This is a genomic window from Pseudobutyrivibrio sp. C4, assembly GCF_900111635.1.
In the GTDB taxonomy this organism is placed as follows: Bacteria; Bacillota; Clostridia; order Lachnospirales; family Lachnospiraceae; genus Pseudobutyrivibrio; species Pseudobutyrivibrio ruminis.
Genome location: NZ_FOHF01000002.1, coordinates 42,005 through 65,217 on the forward strand (window position 1 = coordinate 42,005; position 23,213 = coordinate 65,217).

The window sequence follows — 23,213 nt, forward strand, 5'->3', positions numbered from 1 at the left end:
TTTATCAGAAGAAACAAAGCAAATAGGAGGAATAGAAGAATGAAAAAGAAGTTATTAAGTGTACTTCTCGTAGCTGCTATGGCTGTATCAACATTTGTTGCATGTGGATCATCTGCATCATCTGATAGCTCATCAGCTACAACAACTGAGGGGGCTGCAGAAACTGAGGCAGCAAGCGATTTCAGAATCGCAATGATTACTGACTCTGGTGATATCACAGATCAGTCATTCAACCAGACAACATACGAGGCTATTCAGGCATTTTCTGCTGAAACAGGTGCTGATTTCCAGTACTATAAGCCAGCAGACAACACAGACGATGACCGTGTTGCTGCATTTGAGAACGCAGTAGCTGATGGTTACAACGTAGTAGTTTGTCCAGGTTATCTTTTCGCTGCTATGATTGCAGAAGTTGCTGATACTTATCCAGATGTTACAATCATCGCACTTGACTGTGGTGAGGGCGACTTCGCTGATGCAGGCATGACAGAAATCCCTTCAAACGTATGTGCATTCACATACCAGGAAGAGCTTGCTGGTTACATGGCAGGTTATGCAGTAGTTAAAGAAGGCTATACAAAGCTTGGTTTCCTTGGTGGTATCGCTGTTCCAGCTGTTATCCGTTATGGATACGGTTTCGTAGCAGGTGCTGATAAGGCTGCTGAGGAGCTTGGAAATTCTTCTGAGGTTGAAGTTAATTATGTATATGGTGGTCAGTTCCAGGGTGATGAGGCTATCACAGCTACTATGGATTCTTGGTACTCAAACGGTACTGAAATCGTATTCGCATGTGGTGGTGGTATCTACACATCAGCTTGCGAAGCTGCTGTAAAGGCTGACGGACACGTTGTTGGTGTCGACGTTGATCAGTCAGGCGTAATTCACGATCAGTATGATGTTGAGGGTCTTTGCGTAACATCTGCTATGAAGGGTCTTGCTGCAACAGTAGAGGCTACACTTACAGATGTTGTCGATGGAAATTGGGATGCTCATGCAGGAAAGATCGAGAACCTTGGTCTTGTATCAGGTACAGATCCTTCTTTAAACTATGTTCAGCTTCCAACAGACACATGGACAATGCAAAACTTCACAGTTGATGATTACAACACACTTGTTTCTCAGATGTATGATGGAACAATCACAGTTGACGTAAGCATCGATGCTATGCCAACAACAACAATCAAGGTTACAGAGTTTGATAATATTCACTAAGGCGTAACTAGATTACAAAGGGAAGGCTTAGTCCTTCCCTTTTTTTGAAATTATAGCAAGGCTATAAAAATCCTTATATGAGGTGTAATGATTTTTATGGTTTTGCTAGCTGAGTCAGGCTAGGCGTAAATCAAAATTTTTATTGTAGAAAGGTATTGCGATGGAAGATTATGTAATTGAGATGCTGCATATTACAAAAGAATTTCCAGGCATTATTGCAAATGACGACATCACTTTGCAACTTAAGCGCGGAGAAATTCATGCACTTCTCGGTGAAAATGGAGCTGGAAAGTCCACGCTTATGAGCGTTCTTTTTGGACTGTACACTCCAGAAAAGGGAGTAATTAAAAAAGACGGTAAAGAGGTTAAAATTAGTAATCCAAATGATGCTACTGACCTAGGTATCGGAATGGTTCATCAGCATTTCATGTTGGTAGATATCTTTTCGGTACTTGATAACATCATTCTTGGATCAGAGCCAAGCAAGTTTGGTTTCCTCACAAAGGAAGAAGCCAGAGCAAAGGTTATTAGATTGTCTGAAAAGTACAATCTTAAGGTTGATCCTGATGCTATGGTAGAGGATATCACTGTTGGTATGCAGCAGCGTGTAGAAATCCTTAAGATGCTTTACAGAGATAACGAAGTTCTTATCTTTGACGAGCCTACAGCTGTTCTTACACCTCAGGAAATAGATGAGCTTATGAAAATCATGAAGGAGCTTGCAGCAGAAGGTAAGTCAATCCTTTTCATCACTCACAAGCTCAACGAAATCATGGAAGTTGCTGACAGATGTTCAATCCTTAGAAAGGGTAAATACATCGGTACAGTTGATGTTGCAAACACTACCAAGGAAGAGCTTTCTTCTATGATGGTTGGACGTAATGTAAAGTTTGCAGTAGACAAGGCACCAGCAAATCCTGGCAAAGAAGTATTGAAGGTAGAGAATGTTTGTGTAAAGAGTAAGATTCATTCAAATGATTCTGTACACAACGTTTCATTCAATGTTCGCGCCGGTGAAATCGTATGTATCGCTGGTATCGACGGAAATGGTCAGACAGAGTTCGTTGGAGCTCTTACAGGTCTCGATGATATTTCAAGTGGTAAAATCACTCTTTGTGGTGAGGATATCACAAAGAAATCTATCAGATATAAGAACACACATGGTATGAGTCATGTCCCAGAAGACAGACATAAGCATGGTCTTGTTCTTGACTATACTCTTGAGGAAAACATGATTCTTCAGAGATATTTCCAGCCAGCTTTCCAGAAGTGTGGACTTATCAAAAAGAAAGAGATGAGACAGTACTCTGACAGACTTGCAAGTGCATTTGATGTTCGTTCTGGCCAGGGCGCTCGCACAATTGTCCGTTCTATGTCTGGTGGTAACCAGCAGAAGGCTATCGTTGCTCGTGAGATGGATAGAGACCATGAGCTTCTTGTTGCAGTTCAGCCTACAAGAGGTCTTGATGTTGGTGCTATCGAATATATCCACGAGGAAATCGTTAAAGAGAGAGACAACGGTAAGGCAATCTTACTTGTTTCTTTAGAGTTGGATGAGGTTATGAACCTATCTGATAGAATTCTTGTTATGTATGAAGGTGAAATCGTTGGAGAGGTAGATCCAAAGCAGACTACACTTCAGGAACTTGGCCTTTATATGTCAGGCGCAAAGCGAGACAACGGAAAGGAGGCTAACTAATGGGAGAGAAGATTAGCTTTTTTAGACGCCCTGCCGTTCAGACGATTATTGCGTCAATTCTATGTGCAGTTTTAGGTATATTCATCGGATATATCATTCTACTTACAATGAATGCTGAGCATGCGACTGAAGGTATGCAGGCAATCATTACAAACTTTTTCAAGTTTAGCGGGAACTCAACAGTTCTTATGAAATACATGGGATCATTCCTTGTAAAATCAATGCCACTTATTCTTTGTGCTGAAGCAATTCTTTTTGCTTACAAAGCCGGATTGTTCAATATCGGAGCTGCCGGTCAGTACACAGTAGGTATTATCGCCAGCCTTTATTGCTCATTGGCACTTGGTTGGAACTGGTTCTTATGTGTTGTTGCAGCAATTGCTGCAGGTGCTCTTTGGGGATTTATGGCAGGACTCCTTAAGGCATACTTCAACGTAAACGAAGTTATCGCAGGTATCATGCTCAACTGGATTGGCTTATATCTTTGCAACATTATCATTGGTGGCGAAAAATGTATGAATCAGACAAAGTCTGAGACATTTGATATTGTATCAGTTAATCCTTCAGCAATATTACCTGGATTCATACAGGATTTCTTCGGTGGCAATAAATACACAACAATCGCAATACCAGCAACAATTATTATTGCTATCGCAATCCTTGTAGTTCTTAACAAGACAACATTTGGTTATGAATTAAAGGCAACAGGTCACAACAAAGAGGCTGCTAAATATGCAGGTATGAATGCAAAGCGCAATATCATCCTTACACTTGTTATTTCAGGTGCCATTTCAGGATTTGCAGCTTCTCAGTTCTATCTTACAGGAATGGAGCACTACACAATTTCTGCTTCAGTTCCAGGCATGGGATTCTCAGGAATCGCCGTTGCGTTCCTTGGTGGTTTACATCCAATCGGAACAATTTTCGCTGGCTTATTTGTAGAGTACATTACTCTTGGTGGTCAGTACCTCAACACAAACTATTACAACCCACAGGTTGCTGATTTAGTTATAGCTATTATCATTTACCTTTGCGGTTTCGTATTGTTCTTTAAGACATTAGTTAATAGACCAGCTAAGGTAAAGGTTAACGCCAATGCCGAGCCAGCAACAAAGTCAGCTAAGGCTGAAGAAAAGGAGGTGTAGTATGGCTTTACTTATTCAATACACCCTCATCTCATCAGCAGTACTGATTCTTGTAGCTTTGGGTGGAATGTTCTCAGAGCGAAGCGGTATCATCAATCTTGGTCTTGAAGGAATCATGGTATTCGGAGCTATGGCAGGTGCTATGGTAATGGTTCTTGTTCCTGAAAATTGGCCAAAGGCAGCAATCATCGTTTGCACACTTTGTGCAGCAGCAATCGCAGGTATGCTTTCATCACTGTTAATCGCAGTTGCCTGCATCAACTTCAAGGCAGATCAGACCCTTGTAGGTACAGCTGTAAACATGCTTGCAACAGCAGCAGCTACTGTTATTATCAAGGCTTTCAACACAACACGTTCTCACGGTTCAGATTTCTCTGCAAAGCTTGATTACAACAGAGGTTACAAAGCATTTATTATTCACACTAGCAAAATCGACTTCAACTGGTTCGAGGTTGTTGGTTTAGTTCTTCTTGTAGCAGCAATTGTCGTATTCTACAAGACAAAGTTTGCTCTTAGACTTAGAGCATGTGGTGAGCATCCACAGGCAGCAGATTCAGTAGGTATCAATGTATACGCTATGAGATATGCAGGTGTTCTTATTTCAGGATTCCTTGCAGGTATCGGTGGTATTATCTACATCGCAGCTGCAAACTCAACATGGCATTTTGATTACGGTGTTGCCGGAGCAGGTTTCCTTGCTCTTGCAGTTATGATTTTTGGTCAGTGGAAGCCAGAGCGTATTGCGTGGTCAGCAATCCTCTTCGCTGTATTTAGATCACTTTCAAACGTATATACAGCAATCGGATTCTTACATGCATTACCTATTTCAGGAACTGTTTACAACATGTTCCCTTACATTGTTTCACTTATCGTTCTTGCATTTACATCACAGAATTCACGTGCACCAAAGGCAGAAGGAATTCCATACGATAAAGGTGCTAGATAAATTGTCATATGAAAATAATTAGCGTAGACGAAATGAAGCCGGGAATGATTCTGGCGGAAAAGATAATAAGTCCTAAGGGACAGGTTCTTGCCAATGAAGGTACAGCCATAACAGCTCAGCAGCTTTTGCACATGAGCTATTATGGCATCAAAGAACTAAAGATTCAGGACGAGGAAGATGCGATTGAAAAATATCAATTCGATGCGCCTGATGAGTTCATCGGTGAGACCCAGTCTTGGCGAATTCTCAATAGTGAGGAATTCAAAGAGTTCAAGCGAGCATACGAAAAATGCTCCGATAGGCTTGAAGGGATTATCAGTGATTTTGCTGAGAAACAGGGGGCATTGGATGATACCGAATTAATCCAGGAGATTCATTCGGTGTTTGAAAAGCATTCTACAGGTCTTGGCATTATGGCTATGATGCTAAACATTCAGGAGATTGACCGTAGCACATTCAGGCATTCTGTGAATGTGGCAATCATTTCCAGAGTGTGTGGAGGATGGCTTGGTATTACAGATGAGAAAGAGCTTGATGTTCTTACTATGTGTGGTCTTTATCACGATATAGGAAAATCTCTTGTGCCTCACAGTATTTTGACTAAGCCAGGTCCACTTAATGCAGAAGAGTATGGTCGAATGGCCGAGCATCCACTTCTCGGATATAATCTGCTTAGTGATTTGCCAATAGATAGACGCATAAAGCTTGCTGCTCTTCAGCACCATGAGCGTAATGATGGCAGCGGTTATCCTTATGGTCTTACAAAGGACTTTATCAATCCTTTTTCAAAGATAATAGCTATTACAGATGTGTATGACGCTATGACAGCTGATAGAGTATATCGAGCTGGAATTTGTCCATTTGAAGTAATTGCTCAGTTCCAAAGAGTGGAGCCAAGCAAGTACGATCAAAATGTATTACATGTCTTTCTACAGAATATTGCCCAGTCCTATATTGGGACAGGTGTGCTTCTTTCGGATAATTCTCGTGGAATTATCACTATGGTTAAAAAGAACGCTTTAGCAAGTCCACTAATACAGCTGGATGACGGTTCGTTCGTAGATTTGCAGGAGCGTACAGATTTGTACATTAGAGCTTGTATATAAAGAAAAGCTAGGAGTTATTGCTCCTAGCTTTTCTGTTTATGCACATATAAGTGATTATTTTAATAGATTATCAACAACCCCAAGTCCATCAAATGTTGCAAGATAATCCTTGATTGTTTCTGGACGACGGATAAGCTTGAAGCTACCATCTTCCTTAAGAAGAACTTCAGCGCTCTTAAGCTTTCCATTGTAGTTATAACCCATTGAGTAGCCGTGTGCACCTGTATCGTGGATAAATAGGATGTCTCCCATATCGATTTGTGGAAGCTGACGGTCTACAGCGAATTTATCGCAATTCTCACAGAGAGAACCAGTGATGTCGTATACCTTATCCTCTGGAGCATTTTCCTTTCCAAGAACTGTTACATGATGATATGAACCGTATACAGCTGGACGCATAAGGTCTACAGCACATGCATCCACTCCGATGTATTCCTTGTAAATGTGCTTTTCGTGGATAGCTGTTGTAACAAGTCCACCATAAGGTCCCATCATAAAACGACCCATTTCAGTGAAGATAGCAACATCTCCAAGGCCGGCAGGAACAAGAATCTCATCAAAGGCCTTATGAACGCCTTCACCAATCACTGCAATATCGTTTGGCTTTTGATCTGGACGGTATGCAATACCAACTCCGCCAGAAAGGTTAACAAACGAAATGGCAATACCTGTCTTTTCTTTAAGCTCAACAATTAGTTCGAATAAAGTCTTTGCAAGGGCAGGGTAGTAATCATTTGTAACAGTGTTTGAAACAAGGAATGCATGGATTCCGAATTCCTCAACGCCCTTATCTCTGAGAACCTGATATGCCTCGAAAATCTGCTCCTTAGTCATTCCGTATTTGCTATCCCCAGGGTTGTCCATGATGCCGTTTGAAAGCTCATATACGCCGCCTGGATTGTATCTGCAACACATCTTCTTAGGAAAATGACCAACGGCTTTCTCGTAGAAATCAATGTGTGTAAAGTCGTCTAAATTTACGATGACTCCTAAATCATCAGCGTACTTGAATTCGCTAGCAGGAGTATCATTAGAAGAAAACATTATATCGTCTTTTTTGAAACCAATCTGGTCTGATAATGCAAGCTCTACATATGATGCACAGTCAACGCCGCAACCTTCTTCCTGAAGAATTTTTAGGATGAATGGATTTGGATTTGCCTTAACAGCAAAATATTCTTTGAAACCTTTATTCCAGCTAAATGCCTTGTTTACCGCACGGGCATTTTCGCGGATTCCCTTTTCGTCATAAATGTTGAAAGGAGTTGGGATTGTTTGTGTAATTTCTTGAATCTTTTCTTTTGTAACAAATGGGGTTTTCATAGCTATTCATCTCCTTGACAATGATACTCAACTTTGATATGCTTTTTCTTGCTGAATAAGCAAGCTGGTGTGGCTCAGAGGTAGAGCACTTCCTTGGTAAGGAAGGGGTCACGGGTTCAATTCCCGTCACCAGCTCTTTTTTATTATCTTCTTTTCTCTGATTGGGAATACTTTAACATAATAAAGTGTTAATGTAAACTGATTTTACACAACTGATTATAATTTTAGGAGGTATATAAATGGACACTAGTAAATATGTAGACTACATGGTAAATCAAACTGTTGATATTCTGGGTATAGATAGCCCTACAGGGTTCACAGCCACTGCAGCCAAGCATTTGATGGCAGAATATGAAAAGCTTGGTTACAAGCCTCAGATGACAACTAAGGGAGGTATCCTTGTTGATTTGGGAGGCAAGGCAGAGGATGATGCGCTTCTTATCGAAGCTCACATGGACACATTAGGCGGAATGGTTTGTAAGATTAAGGATAACGGTAATCTTGAGCTTACTCCACTTGGTGGATTCAATCCAAACAATGGTGAGTCTGAAAACTGTCGCATCTACACCAGAGATGGCAAGGTTTACGAGGGAACATTCCAGCTTAATGACGCATCTGTTCACGTTAATGGAGATTACTCTATAAAGACTCGTGAGTTTAAGGGTATGGAAGTGGTTGTTGATGAGGAGGTTTCATCTGCAGATGATACAAAGGAACTTGGTATCATGATTGGTGATATCGTTGCTTTCGAGCCACGCACAAGAGTTACAGAGTCAGGCTACATCAAGAGTCGTTTCCTTGATGATAAGCTTTCTGTTGGAATTCTTCTTGGCCAGGCAAAATATTTGGCAGACAATAAAATCACACCAGAGAGAAAGGTATACCATCACATCACTGTTTACGAAGAGGTTGGACATGGCGCATGCGGTACTGTTCCAGATGGTGTTACAGAGATTCTTTCAGTAGATATGGGATGCATTGGCGAGGGACTTGATTGCAAGGAGACACAGGTAAGTATCTGTGCAAAGGATAGCGGTGGCCCTTACAATTATGATGTGGTTTCTGCTTTGATAAAGGCCGCTAGAGAGAATGATATCGATTTTGCGGTAGATGTTTACCCTCATTATGGTTCGGACGCTGATGCGGCTCTTAACGCGGGCTACGATGTAAAGCATGGACTTATCGGAGCTGGTGTTTATGCAAGCCACGGATACGAACGCTCTCACAAGAAGGGTGTTGAAAATACATTCAAGCTTCTTATCAACTATGTAAAATAAATAGAGCTGATTATATTAAAATGACAAGGCTTATTGGGCCTTGTCTTTTTGATTTATTTAAGGTTTTAGTTGTAATGTTTTAACACATCGAGTCCCAGCAATAAAGCTTTTTCATGAGAGTCCTTACCAAAGTCTCTGGCATCATAATCATGAACATTTGCCAAAGAATCTCCGGTGAAGAGGAACTGACCGAACTTGGCACCGCGCTTTTTACTAACAGCAGCAAGAGCAGCGCATTCCATTTCCACAACAGAACATCCATCTTCTAATCTATGTTTAACCATATCTTTTGTCTCTCTGAAAAATGCATCTGTAGTCCAGGTAGTGCAGGTTACAAATGGAAGATCATGGTCATTAAAACAGCTTTCTATGGCCTCTACAGGCTCTGTATCAAGCTCTATAAATCGAGAAGCAGGAAGGTAGTGATATGAAGTGCCTTCGGCTCTGAGGGCTTTTGTAGGAACGATAAAAGCGTTTTCAGGTAAATCAGCCAGTACACCGCAGGAACCAACAGCAATAATCTTTTCGCACCCACATGCTATCAACGAATCCAAAAGTGAAGCAGCGGCAGGAGCACCGATTATTGGCTGCACCAGGCAGATATCTTCATCGCCATTCTGCAAAATATAAATATTTACAATATGGGAAAAGGTTTTGAATTCTTCCACTTTTCTGGCATTGTGCTCCAGGGCATATTTTTCAACTACATCACCTAGGAATGCAAAAAGACATTTCTTTGGAAGGGCTACATTATTCCATTCATATGCTGGAGCTATTACTTCAGCTGAGTGGTCGTCGTATTCAAGTATTGGTATGTCGTGTTTAATAATCATGGTGTTCCTCCCTTGTATTTTTAATGGATAGTATAACAATGTTGGGGAGGAAAATACAGAGTTATTTTTAATTTTATAGAAAAAGACCTAGGTATGTACCTAGGTCTTTTTCATTTCCATATGCCGGCTGCGGGACTTGAACCCGCACGATGTTGCCATCAACAGATTTTGAGTCTGCCTCGTCTGCCAATTCCGACAAGCCGGCGTCCGCAGACTAGTATACTAAATTAGATTGATAATTGCAATGCGTTTTTTAGTTTTTCTAGCAACTTTCCGTACTGGTCGATGACATCGTCGTGATGGCTTTTTATATAGTCAATTTTGTTTTCTTTTGCTGCGAATTCAAGGTTCTTTGCGGCACTGGATAGTTCCTCGGCACCGATGGTAAGAGCAGTGCCCTTTAGGGAGTGAGCAATGATTTGATAATTAGCCCAGTCCTCTTTCTGAAGGAGGCTGTTCAATGCTTCACGTTTGTCCTCGTTAACAAATGTGGTTACAATCTGGCGGTAGAAATCTTCATCGCCTGCAGCAAATTCCAGGCCAGCTTTTGCATCTATAAAGCTAAGTGATTTGATGAATTCACTTTCTTCTGGCTCCTGATTAGAATCAGCTTCTGGCTCCTCAGCAGCTTGAATCAAATCTTCTGGTAAATGCTTCAGTACCATCTCGTCCAAAGCATCTGGCTTAATAGGCTTTGAAAGATAATCCGTAAATCCGTTTTCCAGATATTTCTTATCAGCACCCATCATTGCATTAGCGGTAAGCATAACAACTGGTGTTTCAAGGTTTGCACTGGCACCGTTTGCACGAATGCGCTTAAGCACTTCGATGCCGTCCATCTCTGGCATCATATGATCAAGGAAGATGATATCGTATTTACGTTTATGTGCCAGGGCGAGAGCGTCATGGCCATTTAAAGCTGTATCAATCTGTATCTGTGTTTTCTTTAATAGACCAACAAATACATCCAGATTCATTTGCACATCGTCTACTGCAAGTATTCGAGCTTTTGGCGCAATAAAGCTATTTGTATAAGTAAGCTTTTTACGCATATCCAAATCGGTTAGTTCTCCGATTGGTTCAGGGTTGCTTATTTGCTGAGGTATTTCAACGGTGAAAGTAGAGCCATGCTGGTAAGTACTTTTTACGTTGATAACACCATGCAATAAGGATACAAGGTTCTGGGTGATAGTTAAGCCCAGGCCGGTACCCTGGATGGTTCTGTTTCTAGAAAGCTCAAATCTTTGGAAGTTCTCAAAAATATGAGGTAAGTCTTCCTCTTTTATACCAATACCGTTGTCCTTGACCTGAATAACAAGTGCAAGGAAGTTATCATTTCTTTCTTTGTAAGTGGCGCTAAATTGTATGTTTCCGCCCTCAGGAGTGTATTTTACAGCATTAGATAGAAGATTAGATAGAATCTGCTTAATTCGGATATCATCACCTATCAGCCCTGTTGGAAGATTTGGGTCACAGGTAAATGAAAGCATCTGATTCTTCTGGGAAGAAAGGCTTGTAAACATGTGATAACACTCTATTAAAAGATGCTGAATGTTGTATTCGCCGGCGACAACCTCAAGCTTGCCGGATTCAATTTTTGAGAAATCAAGTACGTCATTAATTAAAGAAGTAAGATTTTTCGAAGCGACGTTGATGTTTTCTGCGTATTTTAAAATGGTTTCGTCTTTGCATTCGCGGCGAATCAGCTCATCCATACCGGAAATAATATTAATAGGAGTACGGATTTCGTGAGAAATATTGCTGATGAATTCGGACTTTGCTTTATTAGCTGCCTGAGCTTCATCGATAAGTCGGTTTTCTTCAGTAAGATCAGTAGCAACAAGGATATAGCACATTGGCTGGTTGCTTCGATCGAATTTGCAAGAGAAATTGACGAGGATAACCTTGTTTGTCAACTTTGACGTCAATCGATAGTCAATTACATCGCCTTCGGAGGCTTTTTCAAACATCTTAAGTGGCTCGCCTGAATTTAACTCAAAAATCTCTTTTAAACGAATACGATGTGGCTCATGGTCGAGACCCAAAAGCTTGTCAGCATATTCATTGGATAAATTGAGGTGATAGTTGGTATCGAACACCAGCAGACCTGTTCCCAATGTAGAGAAGATGTCTTTACTGATACTGTTAACAGTGATGTTGAACATCATGTAGTTGTTGGATGCAACAAAGAAAACAACAAAGGCGAAGAACATACCAACAGTGTAAAATACGTGAGTGAGATTAAAATCACTATCGTATATACGGAAATCTGGAATGCATGATGCAGCCAGAATCAAGTTAGAAACATATGCGAAAAATACGAGACGTTTCTCTCTTTTGAAACGCACACTGACTGCCCAAACGCAGGCGATTATGAACATAGAAATACCCATTATAGTTAAGAACGTATAATGGAAAAGATGGCGATATGGATCAAGACGTACATACGCAGTATAGTTTGCGTAGCGCACGAAAGTATCAGATTCCTTACTTCCAAAAATCACAATATCAAATAACGAAGCAAGACCTGATAATCCTATAATGAAATACTCTGCGAATCGGCTGAAATTTAAACAACTGGTTACAAGAAGGATTTCAGCCATAAGATAAATATCGATTCCAATTAGCCCCAGCACTCTAAAATAGTATGCAAATCTAAGGTCAGGGCTGAGGGACATGATAGAGTATCCCATACAGCATAGACCATTTCCTAAGGCTAGCATGAACACCGAATATTTGAAAAATCCTTTAGTGTGTTTCTCCCTCTTTAAAAAGCTTGCACCAAGGTGCAGCGAGGTGGCTCCGGCCAGCAAAATTATTATGTTAATGTATGTAATATTGTTAATTAAAAGTTCCATAAAATCATTATATAAAATAATTTTCTGATTTTCATTATCAACTTGAGAAAATTGTGGTATCATTTCTTATACAAAGATATAGGGGGCAAATATGAGAGTTGCAGTAATAGATGACGAAAGTATATTTAGAATGCAATTGAAAATGATGGTAGAAAAACTTTCTGCGAGCAAGGAGATACCTCTAGAAGTTGAGGAATTCTCAAGCGGACCAGATTTTATTTCTGTTTTATCAGAAAGAAGATTCGACATTGTATTCATGGACATCTTCATGCCGGACATGGATGGCATAGAAGCAGCAAAAAAACTCAGAGAGATGACGGAGAGGACTTTCCTTATATTCATGACAGCGTCGGAAGGTCATTATCCAGATGCATTTTCACTACATGCTTTTGACTACGTCACAAAACCATTTACAATAGAAAGAATAGATCAGGTTCTGACAGAGATAATCGAGCATACACCTATGGATGCAGCCTTTATTAAACTATCAGCTGGGCCGATAGATGAAAAGGTATATTTAAAGGATATTATCTCAGTAACAACAGATGGCCATTACCTGGAAATCAACAAGGATGATGGCACAACCAGCAGAGTCAGACTTACATCAGGCGAATTTTTGGATTTGGCTGGTGCAGACAAAAGATTCATCATGGTAAATCGCGGCATAATTATTAATATGGACTTTATTCATCACCTTGAGGGTGGCGATATTTACATGGATGATAAGAGTATATTCCCGATTTCAGCTCGTAAAGTATCGGAAATTTCTCAACAGATAAAGGATTATCAATTTAGTAATAGATAAAATATTTTAAGTTAGCCGTAATACTTTTGCCAGATTTTAATCAATCTTGCCAAGGGCGTTGCGTCTAACTTTTTTTATGTTACGCTATAAGCAGGGAATTTGGACTTTTTAAATTGAAAGGGCACAGAAAGTTATGAGGAGAGGTTCAGCAAAGGCTTTGGCAGCTGGATTATCTACAATTACATTAGCTAGTAGTATCGTATTTCCGATACAGGTAGAGGCTTCAGAGAATTCTGAAGGCTCTGTTGTTGTGCCTTCAGATACTAAAGAGCAGCAGGTTGTTTCGCCAGAGGAAGCTGCAGTAGAAAGTAGCGCTAGCGCAACTGAATCGGTCGCAGAGACACTTGTTGATGCAGGCGTTTCTACAGAAGTAAGCGATGCAGTGAGTGCTGGCATTGTAGAGGAAAACGCTACTTCTGATTCTCAGGCAATCGCACAAGATATTACCGATGCTAATCAGCAGGTTTCTGATGCAGCTACAGCGGTTTCAGGTGTGGCAGATGCAAAGGATACCATGGATTCAAGCATTGCAGCAGCCGATGAAAGCCTTGCTTCAGCAAATGATACGGCTTCAAGCGTAGCACAGGTCACAGGCCAGGCTAGCGAAGTGGCAAATGCAGCAGTGGTTGCAGTGGCAGACACAAACACTGATCAGGAAAGTGCAGAAGCTATTATCGCAGATGCTACCGCCACTGTTGAGGAAGCTGAAAAGCAGTTCGCATCAGCAGAGGAAACTTATAACAACAAACTTTCAGAATATGAATCAGCTAAAGCGGAATACGAAGCTGCAGCTGAAGAATATAACAATAAAAAATCACAGGCTACATCAGATTTATCAGATGCAGAGGCCACACTTACAGACGCCCAGGAAAAGCTCGCTTCATTAGAAGAGCAGCTGGAGGCGGCAGGCCAGGACCTTGCAGCAGCTGGCGCAGATGCACTTATTGCAGCAGACGCAGATAAATCAGATGTCACATCATACATCGCTACAGTGGTAGAACATTACTACGCACCAAACACAGAGCTTGCTGATGGCCAGTCCGTATCAAACTTTACAGTCACACCTTACAAAGGAAATGTTATTGGTATTTCATATGATATTGTGGATGCCGATGGTAATGTTGTGCGTAACGTTAGTGCTAATTACGGATATACGGTAGATTACAAATCTGGTGAAGTTCGCATTTACGACAGAGATATGGTATACGAATACCAGGACATCAACGGCAACACTGTTTCTCTTACAAAGGAAGAGGCTGAGCAGCTGAAGGATGGCGTGATTGAGTATTCTTATTGGACTGCCACAGGATTTTATATTCCAAGTTATAATGGTATGGTGTATGAAGGCGAAGTAAGACTCTATGATGGCGTATCTTGGAGATATAAGAAATTTGATGATTTAGTTAATTATGAAAAAACAATAGGAAGAGTAGTTACAAGCACACCTGAAGAATACTATAGAGAATATGGCTACTTCAAGTATTACCAAGGCACCAGCGTTTCATCCACTGTTAAGAACTCAAAATACACATCAGAGGACGACCTTAAAAATGCAATAGTTGATGATGCAAAGAAGCAAAATAAAGCGACAGGCGTTGCTTTCGATAAAAGCAGGCTATTAAACATAACAGAGCACAATACGACTGCTGAGGTTTATAGTTACGAAGTAAACAAGAATCAGGTATTTACAAGCGCATCCAAGGATTACGCTTCATATATATCAGAGATTACTGAAAAGTATAATGCTTACAAAGCTCTTTCAGAGGCGGTCAGCTCAGCAAAGGCGGACTTTGAATCAGCCAAGCAGACAGTATCTAGCTTGAAGCAGCAGATTGCAGATTTAGATGCCGCAAGCGATATTAATACAGGAATGGAGCTTGCAAGGCTACAGGGCGAGCTTGAAAAAGCTCAGGCTAATTACGACATAGCAAAATCAAATCTGGCAGATGCAAAGGAAGCTTTAGCAACAGCAAAATCAACATATGAAGCCAGATTCAACACAGTTTCTTCTATAGCATTAGCTCCGGCAGAATCCGAAGAGGTTATCCAAGATGAAGAGGAAATCGAAGAGGAAGAGCTAGAGGAAGAAGAAATTGAAGATGAGGAATCAGTAGAAGAGATTCACATAATCACTTTCCCAAGTGGCAATGCTGGCGGATATGGATATGGTGGCGAGGCAGAGATTCCACAGGATCAGCCTGAGGAGCCTGCACCAGAGGAGACAGTCACAATCGAAGAGGAACAGTCACCTACAGGAATCACCTTAGCAGGCCTCATGGAAAGAGGCAAATGGTTCGTCGGACTTGCAGGTGTTTCAACTGCAGGAGTTGGCGTTGGTATCCTCGAAGCAAAGCGCCGAGCAGCTATAAAGCTCATCGATAAATTAAATCAGTAATAGTTACTAACTAGTCAGCATATGCTGGCTAGTTTTTTTGTGGAAACATCTTGCCAAAAAATGTCACATTTTGCCAACGTTATTGTACGTAACGATTTTCAATGTTATATTTTATAACAGATGTTCACGCAACGTTCACATAACAATCATGGAATGTTAACAATGTGTAATGTACGGTTTAGGGAAAGGAATTTATACGTATGAAGAAGAATGTAGTAAAAGCAATGTCAGTTGGCTTATCGGCAATCACAATTGCAAGCTCACTGAGCGTGCCTGTATTTGCAGAGGAGTCAACAGAAGGGGGACAGCCAGCGGAACCAATCACAGCTTCTCAAGAGGCAGAGACTAATGTAGCAGAGCAGACTGTGGTAAACGATACAGCAGCGCTGAATGAAAGCTACAATGGTGGTCAGTCAGAAACACCAGTAGAAGGTGAGACTAGTACAGAAGGTGAAGCACAGACAACAAACGACACAAAGTCTACACTCGATAAAGTTAAGGATGCTGTTAACACTACAAATGCTACATTTGAAGATGACGACACATATTCATTCAAGGAAAATAGCGAAGTTAGAGATGAATTAGGTAATGTTGTTGTTGACGAAAACGGTGAAATAAAGACAGAAGAAAAGACTGTAGAAGGAAATTATAAAGAAACTGCAGCTGATGCTCAGAAAGCTGCAGAGGCAGCGGGAAAAGCGATTGCAGCCGCAGCAACTGATGCTGAACATATTAAAGATGCAGCGGGCAAGATGGATGCTGCAGCAACAGATGCAAATACAGCCGTAGGTAATGCTGAATCAGCAGCTTCTGATGTTACTTCAGCAGTTAATAAGGCACAGCAGGATGCAAATGCAGCAGTAGTTGCAGTTGCAACTGATTCACAGGAAAATGCTGCTACACTTATTGCTACAGCACAGCAGTCAGTAGCAGATGCACAGCAGACATATAATGAAAAGGCAGAGGATCTTGCAGATGCAAAGAGTGCATATAATGCTGCTAAAGTTGCACTTGAAAAAGCAACTGAAAAGTATCAGGATAATATTTCTGCTGCAACAAAAGATTTGGGCGATGCAGAAAAAAACTTAGCAACATTGCAGGCAAAGGTTGATGAGCTCGAGAAGGCTGTAGAGAATGCACAAAATGCACTTGCTAAATCAGCTGCATATTTTCTTGTTAAAGCAGATGAGGAATATGCTAAGAGCGGAAAGACAGCAGCAGATACAAACAAGTATATTGCAGCAGTAATCGAGAATTTTTACTTAGTAAACAACGTAAAGCTTGCAGAAGGACAAGAGTTAACTGATATTACAGTAAACCCTGTTGAAAACACATCTAACTTCATGAATGTTACATATAAGATTAAAGATCAAGATGGTAACGTTGTTAAGGAAGAAAAGAATTTCAAGATTGGCTTCTCTGTTGATGAGGCTGGAGTAGTTTCTATCTACGAAGAGAGATACGAATATACATACAAGAATGATCAGAATGAAGACGTAAAAGTATCAATTACAGAAAAGGAATTAAATGATTTAGAGACAGAACGCAAGGTAGTAAAGAGATATGGCTATACAGGCGATGATAAAAATGCTACACCATATATCACAGCTACTAAGTATGCCTCATTAGAAGATGAGGAAAAGGCTCAGTATACGCTTAGCTATGTTCTCCTTGGAGATTGGAGCGAAGCTACAATCGATCAAACAACTGTTACAAATACTAAAAATGCTGATGGTAAAGCAGATCAGGTAGAAACTGTTTCTGAGAATGATGAGAACAACTTCACAATTACATATTTCGATGCGGAAGGTAATTATGTAAAGCAGATTCAGAACATTAGTAAACTTACAACTTACAAATATGTTAATAATGTATTGACTGATGTACGTAAGAAGTACAGTGACGACATGACAGCTGAATCTATTGCACGTGCGGATATTAAGCTGGATGAAGGTCAAATAATTAAGGAATTTACTGGCTTAAGTGATTCATGGACAGTAACTGGTTTCTATATTCCTAGATATACGGAATCTGGTGAAACAAGTGACTGGTATAGCAAGGTATTACATAAGCGTCAGGAAGGCGCTGAGAGCCAGATGAAAAAAGATGTTCATAATGATGAGTTAAAGGAGTATTACGATAAGCACTATTATTATGCTACTAGTGAAACACATGATTTGACAACAACCAGTGGTAAAAGATGGGGAGTTAAAACTTGGGAAATTACAGATAACTACACAGTTTCATACGACAAAGTTACAAAGGTTGATCCTACATCATATAGCTTGGCAGATTTGCTTTCAGATGATTGGACTGAATTTGTAAATGCCGTTAGACACAAAGATAACGAAACAATTAAACAAAAGATAGCTAAAGCATATGAACAGAACTACAATTGTAAAGTATCAACAGTTGATAATTTCAACTTACATTTGGATTTGAAATTGCCAGATATTTGGAATTCAACAATAACTGGTACAATCGGTATATATGTAGCAGAGTCAACAGCTATCAATGAGACTGGTAAGACAAAGCAGGAAGCTATTGATAAGGCAACAGCAAAAGCAAATTCTTCTGGTTCTTATGATGCAGCTAACAGCAAAGTGGCAGCTGATGAGAACATTACTAGAGAAGTTTCATACTCAGCAACATTAACAAAAGATGCTAAAGATACATATGATAAGTATGCATACTCAAATGTAACAGCTTATAAAAAGAATGATAAGGGCTTATTTGTTAGCACAGAGCAGGGTTACACAGAACAGATTAGCGGCACAGACCAAACATTATCTGACTACGCTACACTACTTAAGCAGCTTGCAGCAGCAAAAACTGCTGTAGATGCAGCTCAGGATAAGGTAACAGTTATTCAGGGTAAGATTGATGATCTTGGCAAGGATGGCGCAATCTTATCACTTCAGGTTTTTGAGTGGGAGCTTAGACTTGCAGATGCTCAGAAGGAATACGATGCTGCAAAGGCTACACTTGATGCTGCAAAGGCTGCTCTTAACACAGCAACTCAGGCATACAGTGATAAGTATCCAACAATCGTTCCTACAACAGGTGGCGGTGCTACAACTACAACAGGCGGAGCAGCTCCAGTAGTTTACGCTACAGCTACTACAGCAGCAGTTGCAGCAGACGAAGAGCTTGTTATTCCTGATGATGCAGTACCTGCAGCAGGCCAGGCAAGAAGAGCTCGTAGAGCTAGAACAGTTGCAGCAAACGATAACACAACTACAATCGACGAGGCTGAGACACCACTTGCAGGTGGCGATGCAGATGATGCAGTAGTTGAGGATACAGAAGATACAACAACAGTTGAAGAAGATTTAGTACCACTTGCAGGAGAAGCTCAGAAGGGATTCTTCGCAAGAACATGGTGGGGATGGTTACTCCTTATCATTGCAGTCCTTACAGGATCTACAGCATATGCTAAGAAGAAGGCAGATGCTAAGAAAGTTAAGTAATTGGGTTTTAACTGCGACAATTACTTAAATAAAATTCGAAGGGTGAGGTCAAAGAGGTTATGAAGGTTCTAATTCTGAAAGTGAGGATGATAAAGACGATGTTGGAGAATCACAAAACCAGAAAGCAGTTAAAGAAGCTCCAATTGAGTAAACAACAATAATTATCCTACGAAAAAAGAGAGAGTTGGCAGCGGTTGCCAGCTCTCTTTTTTCTAGTAAATTTTTGTATACAAAAAAGAACAGCAAAATGAAAGAATAAACAAAAAAGCTACGTAGTTTTGTGGTATAGTATTGATTGTGAAAAAATAAACGATATTTTTTATCAATTAATTTATGGATACAAAAGCAAGACAGTTATTAGATAAATTAAATACAGAACATTCACTTCAGACTGAAGAGTACCAGTATTTACTTGATCATCGCAATCAGGAGCTGATGGACCTTGCAGCAGAGTATGCACGCCACTTCCAGAATCAGCACTATGGCAACAAAGTATTCATCAGAGGTCTGGTGGAGTTCACAAATTTCTGCAGAAACAATTGTTTGTACTGCGGAATCAGAAGAGACAATCACAACTGTGAGAGATACCGTCTTTCGGCTGATACCATTGTTCAGTGCGCAGATGAAGGCTACGCACTCGGTTTCAGAACTATCGTCCTACAGGGCGGTGAGGATTTCTCTTACAGCGATGAGGATATATGCGATATCATTCGCAGAATAAGGGCATCCCATGAGGATATGGTTGTTACACTTTCCATCGGGGAACGCTCAAAGGAAAGTTATCAAAAGTACTACGAGGCGGGTGCCAGACGCTACTTGCTCAGGCATGAAACTGCCAACCCAGAGCTTTATGCAAAGCTTCATCCGGCAGAGCTTTCATGGGACAATCGCATGGAATGCTTGAAGAATCTTAAAGAGATTGGTTATCAGGTTGGTGCAGGCTTCATGGTGGAATCACCTAGCCAGACCACTTATGACTTAGCCATGGATTTGAAATTCGTTGAAGAATTCAAGCCAGATATGTGTGGCATAGGTCCATTCATTAGCCATAAGGAAACACCATTTGCAAATAGTCCTAGTGGCACATTGGAGACAACACTGTTTTGTCTTTCATTACTAAGGATGATTTATCCACAGGTACTACTTCCAGCCACCACAGCCCTTGGCACAATTCATCCAAAGGGCAGGGAAATGGGAATAAAGGCTGGTGCTAATGTAGTCATGCCAAATCTTTCACCTACCGGTGTTAGAAAAAAATACGCTTTATACGATAATAAGATTTGCACAGGCGAGGAAGCTGCCGAGTGCTTAGGCTGCTTAGGCCAGCGCATGGAGAGTATTGGGTATAAAATTGTTACTGACCCTGGAAACAGAGCTGGTTTATAGATTTAAAACAGTCAAGTGAGGTATAAAAATGTACAATGTAAAATCTTTAAAAGCAGAAGAGTTTATCGACAATCAGGAAATCTTAGATACTATCGAGTATGCAGAGGCAAATAAGAATAACTTCGAATTAATCGAAGAATTACTAGAAAAGGCTCGTCCAGTAAAGACAGCAGAAGGCTGCACATGCAAGGGACTTACTCATCGTGAGGCATCAGTTTTACTGGCATGCGAGGAGCCTAAATACATCGAAAAGATGTATGAGGTAGCACAGGAAATCAAGGATGCTTTCTATGGCAACCGTATCGTTCTCTTTGCACCACTTTATCTTTCTAACTACTGTGTAAATGGCTGTGTTTACTGTCCATATCACGCGAAGAACAAGCACATCGGCCGTAAGAAGCTTACACAGGAAGAGGTTAAGGCTGAGGTTATCGCACTTCAGGATATGGGACACAAGAGACTTGCCATCGAAGCTGGTGAGGATCCTGTAAACAACCCTATCGAGTACATCCTCGAGTGCATCAACACAATCTACAGCATTCATCACAAAAATGGCGATATCCGTCGTGTTAATGTAAATATCGCTGCTACAACAGTTGAAAACTATCGCAAGCTCAAGGAAGCAGGAATTGGTACATACATCCTCTTCCAGGAGACATACAACAAAAAGAGCTATGAGGAGCTTCACCCAACAGGACCAAAGCACGATTACGCATACCATACAGAGGCTATGGACCGCGCTATGGAAGGTGGAATCGACGATGTAGGACTTGGAGTTCTCTTCGGACTTGAAAGCTACAAGTATGAGTTCGCAGGACTTCTTATGCACGCTGAGCACCTTGAGGCTGTTCACGGCGTAGGCCCTCACACAATCTCAGTTCCACGTGTAAAGCACGCTGACGACATCGATCCAGAGGCATTCGACAACTCAATCCCAGATGAGATGTTCACAAAGATTGCAGCTTGTATCAGAATTGCAGTTCCTTACACAGGTATGATTATTTCTACTCGTGAGTCTGAGGAAGTTCGTCGCAAGATGCTTCAGGTTGGTATTTCACAGGTTTCAGGTGGAAGCCGTACATCAGTAGGTGGCTACACAGAAGAGGAGAGACCACACGATACAGAGCAGTTTGATGTTTCAGATCAGCGTACACTTGATGAGGTTGTTCGTTGGCTTATGGAGACAGGTCACATCCCTTCATTCTGTACAGCATGCTACCGTGCAGGACGTACTGGTGATAGATTTATGGCACTTTGCAAGAGCGGACAAATCCTCAATTGCTGCCATCCAAACGCACTTATGACTCTTACTGAGTACCTTGTTGACTACGCTTCAGAGGAGACAAGAGAAGTTGGTTACAAGATGATTGAAGACGAGCTCAAGAAGATTCCTAAGGAAAATGTTAGAAAGATAGCTCTTGAAAACATCGAAGCTATTAAGAACTCAGACAGACGTGATTTCCGTTTCTAAGTTCTCAGTTTTTTAATAAATTAGACAAAGTTATTTTGTATAATCACAATGTCTAAGTTTTTTGTAAAGGAAGAATAAAATGTCCTTGAATAATACACCTAGTGGCCAGCGTGTTCACATTGGCTTCTTTGGAATAAGAAATGCAGGAAAATCAAGCATTGTAAATAAGCTTACAAATCAGGCGGTATCACTTGTGTCTGCACACAAGGGTACCACCACTGATCCAGTTAGAAAGACTATGGAGCTTCTTCCATTGGGACCAGTTGTCATCATTGATACAGCTGGTTTCGATGATGAGGGAGAGCTAGGTGAGCTTAGAAAAGAAAGAACATACCGCATCCTTGATGAGATGGATATCGTTGTTTTGGTACTTGATGCCAGAGCAGACCACCTCACAGAAGAAGAGGTTGATTTCCTAAAGATGGTTAAGGAACGTAAGCTCCCTTATATCATCATTGAAAATCACGTGGATGAGGTGGCAGGTCATCCTTTTGAGGAACTGTCATCAGAGGAAAAGCTTCTTTATGTGGATGCCACAACAGATGATATGGCGGCTGTAAAGCAGGCACTTCTTCAGCTTGCACCAAAGATTACAGAGCCACCACTCGTCGCTGATTTAGTACCAGAAAAGAGCACAGTAGTACTTGTCATCCCAATCGATGAATCAGCCCCAAAGGGACGTATCATCTTGCCTCAGCAAATGGTTCTTAGAGACCTGCTGGACCACAGATGCAAAGCCATCTGCTGCCAGCCAGAGGAGCTCACAGAGGTACTTAACGAAGATAAATCGGTATCACTTGTTATTACTGATTCACAAGCATTTGAAACAGTATCAAAGATGGTGCCTGACAATATACTTTTGACATCATTTAGCATATTGATGGCAAGATACAGAGGAAGCCTTAACACCCAGCTAAAGGGCGTCGCTGCACTTAAAAATTTGCAGGACAATGATAAGGTTTTGATTGCCGAAGCCTGCACACATCACAGACAGTGCAACGACATCGGCACAGTAAAATTACCTGGATGGATTAGAAAGCACACAGGTAAGGATGTTGATTTTGAATTTTCTTCAGGAAATGAATTTCCAGAGGATTTATCAAAATATAAATTAGTAGTTCATTGCGGGGGCTGCATGATTAATGCTAGCGAGATGCAAAGTCGAACTAAGCATTGCGTGGAGCAGGGGGTTCCAATAGTAAACTATGGAATGGCCATTGCCCATTTCAATGGAATATTAGACAGAAGTCTAGAGGTTTTAAAGTAAACTGGCAAACAATGTAAAAG

General features: G+C 40.9%; 15 protein-coding genes and 2 tRNA genes. 13 read left to right on the forward strand and 4 right to left on the reverse strand.

Going from position 1 to position 23,213, the window contains the following annotated elements; all coding sequences use genetic code 11:
* Positions 1–39: 39 nt before the first annotated feature.
* From BMY66_RS03995 to BMY66_RS04015, 5 genes are all read left to right on the forward strand, one after another.
* Positions 40–1,212, forward strand: coding sequence for a BMP family lipoprotein (locus BMY66_RS03995; protein WP_090394214.1), 1,173 nt, complete (start codon positions 40–42; stop codon positions 1,210–1,212).
* A 160-nt stretch (positions 1,213–1,372) separates the two neighbouring features.
* A complete protein-coding gene (locus tag BMY66_RS04000; protein ID WP_044936954.1) occupies positions 1,373–2,911 on the forward strand; it encodes an ABC transporter ATP-binding protein in 1,539 nt (512 codons plus the stop codon).
* On the forward strand, positions 2,911–4,056 hold the full coding sequence (locus tag BMY66_RS04005) for an ABC transporter permease (RefSeq protein WP_044936956.1): 1,146 nt from the start codon (positions 2,911–2,913) through the stop codon (positions 4,054–4,056). The genes BMY66_RS04000 and BMY66_RS04005 overlap by 1 nt, the downstream gene beginning before the upstream one ends.
* A gap of 1 nt (position 4,057) precedes the next feature.
* Positions 4,058–5,002 (forward strand): ABC transporter permease, encoded by a 945-nt coding sequence (locus tag BMY66_RS04010; protein WP_044936959.1) that lies wholly within the window; start codon positions 4,058–4,060, stop codon positions 5,000–5,002.
* Between the two features lie 8 nt (positions 5,003–5,010).
* The gene (locus BMY66_RS04015; protein ID WP_090394215.1) at positions 5,011–6,108 is read left to right on the forward strand and encodes an HD-GYP domain-containing protein; all 1,098 of its coding nucleotides are present in this window, start codon (positions 5,011–5,013) and stop codon (positions 6,106–6,108) included.
* A 54-nt stretch (positions 6,109–6,162) separates the two neighbouring features.
* Here the strand turns inward: BMY66_RS04015 and BMY66_RS04020 are convergent, their stop codons facing one another.
* The gene (locus tag BMY66_RS04020; protein ID WP_090394216.1) at positions 6,163–7,431 is read right to left on the reverse strand and encodes a diaminopimelate decarboxylase; all 1,269 of its coding nucleotides are present in this window, start codon (positions 7,429–7,431) and stop codon (positions 6,163–6,165) included.
* 63 nt (positions 7,432–7,494) lie between these two features.
* Here BMY66_RS04020 and BMY66_RS04025 point away from each other — a divergent pair.
* A tRNA-Thr gene (locus tag BMY66_RS04025) sits at positions 7,495–7,566 on the forward strand.
* A 104-nt stretch (positions 7,567–7,670) separates the two neighbouring features.
* Entirely contained in the window at positions 7,671–8,708 is a 1,038-nt protein-coding gene (locus BMY66_RS04030; protein ID WP_090394217.1) for a M42 family metallopeptidase, read from the forward strand.
* 65 nt (positions 8,709–8,773) lie between these two features.
* On the opposite strand, the gene BMY66_RS04035 is transcribed toward BMY66_RS04030, so the two are convergent.
* The 3 genes from BMY66_RS04035 to BMY66_RS04045 form a co-directional block, all read right to left on the reverse strand.
* Positions 8,774–9,541 carry a nucleoside phosphorylase gene (locus tag BMY66_RS04035; protein WP_090394218.1) on the reverse strand — a complete coding sequence of 256 codons (768 nt, stop codon included), beginning with the start codon at positions 9,539–9,541 and terminating at the stop codon, positions 8,774–8,776.
* 121 nt (positions 9,542–9,662) lie between these two features.
* Positions 9,663–9,746: transfer RNA gene (locus BMY66_RS04040), tRNA-Leu, on the reverse strand.
* A gap of 22 nt (positions 9,747–9,768) precedes the next feature.
* Positions 9,769–12,399: a hybrid sensor histidine kinase/response regulator gene (locus BMY66_RS04045; RefSeq protein ID WP_177175578.1), complete on the reverse strand. Its 2,631-nt coding sequence runs from the start codon at positions 12,397–12,399 to the stop codon at positions 9,769–9,771.
* A gap of 91 nt (positions 12,400–12,490) precedes the next feature.
* Here BMY66_RS04045 and BMY66_RS04050 point away from each other — a divergent pair, with 91 nt between their 5' ends.
* The 6 genes from BMY66_RS04050 (at position 12,491) to hydF (ending at position 23,193) form a co-directional block, all read left to right on the forward strand.
* Positions 12,491–13,204 (forward strand): LytR/AlgR family response regulator transcription factor, encoded by a 714-nt coding sequence (locus BMY66_RS04050; RefSeq protein ID WP_033153299.1) that lies wholly within the window; start codon positions 12,491–12,493, stop codon positions 13,202–13,204.
* 133 nt (positions 13,205–13,337) lie between these two features.
* Entirely contained in the window at positions 13,338–15,599 is a 2,262-nt protein-coding gene (locus tag BMY66_RS13710; RefSeq protein WP_090394220.1) for a hypothetical protein, read from the forward strand.
* Between the two features lie 200 nt (positions 15,600–15,799).
* Positions 15,800–19,069, forward strand: coding sequence for a hypothetical protein (locus tag BMY66_RS04060; RefSeq protein ID WP_090394221.1), 3,270 nt, complete (start codon positions 15,800–15,802; stop codon positions 19,067–19,069).
* A gap of 333 nt (positions 19,070–19,402) precedes the next feature.
* On the forward strand, positions 19,403–20,455 hold the full coding sequence (gene hydE, locus BMY66_RS04065; protein ID WP_090394222.1) for a [FeFe] hydrogenase H-cluster radical SAM maturase HydE: 1,053 nt from the start codon (positions 19,403–19,405) through the stop codon (positions 20,453–20,455).
* 28 nt (positions 20,456–20,483) lie between these two features.
* Positions 20,484–21,926: a [FeFe] hydrogenase H-cluster radical SAM maturase HydG gene (gene hydG / locus BMY66_RS04070; protein WP_044936979.1), complete on the forward strand. Its 1,443-nt coding sequence runs from the start codon at positions 20,484–20,486 to the stop codon at positions 21,924–21,926.
* Between the two features lie 79 nt (positions 21,927–22,005).
* Entirely contained in the window at positions 22,006–23,193 is a 1,188-nt protein-coding gene (gene hydF, locus BMY66_RS04075) for a [FeFe] hydrogenase H-cluster maturation GTPase HydF (protein WP_090394223.1), read from the forward strand.
* Positions 23,194–23,213: the final 20 nt, after the last annotated feature.

What these genes read in the sequence shown, in the direction of transcription:
- BMY66_RS03995 (WP_090394214.1), top strand. Translation starts at nt 40, where the DNA reads ATGAAAAAGAAGTTATTAAGTGTACTTCTCGTAGCTGCTATGGCTGTA.
- BMY66_RS04000 (WP_044936954.1), top strand. Translation starts at nt 1,373, where the DNA reads ATGGAAGATTATGTAATTGAGATGCTGCATATTACAAAAGAATTTCCA.
- BMY66_RS04005 (WP_044936956.1), top strand. Translation starts at nt 2,911, where the DNA reads ATGGGAGAGAAGATTAGCTTTTTTAGACGCCCTGCCGTTCAGACGATT.
- BMY66_RS04010 (WP_044936959.1), top strand. Translation starts at nt 4,058, where the DNA reads ATGGCTTTACTTATTCAATACACCCTCATCTCATCAGCAGTACTGATT.
- BMY66_RS04015 (WP_090394215.1), top strand. Translation starts at nt 5,011, where the DNA reads ATGAAAATAATTAGCGTAGACGAAATGAAGCCGGGAATGATTCTGGCG.
- BMY66_RS04020 (WP_090394216.1), bottom strand. Translation starts at nt 7,431, where the DNA reads ATGAAAACCCCATTTGTTACAAAAGAAAAGATTCAAGAAATTACACAA.
- BMY66_RS04030 (WP_090394217.1), top strand. Translation starts at nt 7,671, where the DNA reads ATGGACACTAGTAAATATGTAGACTACATGGTAAATCAAACTGTTGAT.
- BMY66_RS04035 (WP_090394218.1), bottom strand. Translation starts at nt 9,541, where the DNA reads ATGATTATTAAACACGACATACCAATACTTGAATACGACGACCACTCA.
- BMY66_RS04045 (WP_177175578.1), bottom strand. Translation starts at nt 12,399, where the DNA reads ATGGAACTTTTAATTAACAATATTACATACATTAACATAATAATTTTG.
- BMY66_RS04050 (WP_033153299.1), top strand. Translation starts at nt 12,491, where the DNA reads ATGAGAGTTGCAGTAATAGATGACGAAAGTATATTTAGAATGCAATTG.
- BMY66_RS13710 (WP_090394220.1), top strand. Translation starts at nt 13,338, where the DNA reads ATGAGGAGAGGTTCAGCAAAGGCTTTGGCAGCTGGATTATCTACAATT.
- BMY66_RS04060 (WP_090394221.1), top strand. Translation starts at nt 15,800, where the DNA reads ATGAAGAAGAATGTAGTAAAAGCAATGTCAGTTGGCTTATCGGCAATC.
- hydE (WP_090394222.1), top strand. Translation starts at nt 19,403, where the DNA reads ATGGATACAAAAGCAAGACAGTTATTAGATAAATTAAATACAGAACAT.
- hydG (WP_044936979.1), top strand. Translation starts at nt 20,484, where the DNA reads ATGTACAATGTAAAATCTTTAAAAGCAGAAGAGTTTATCGACAATCAG.
- hydF (WP_090394223.1), top strand. Translation starts at nt 22,006, where the DNA reads ATGTCCTTGAATAATACACCTAGTGGCCAGCGTGTTCACATTGGCTTC.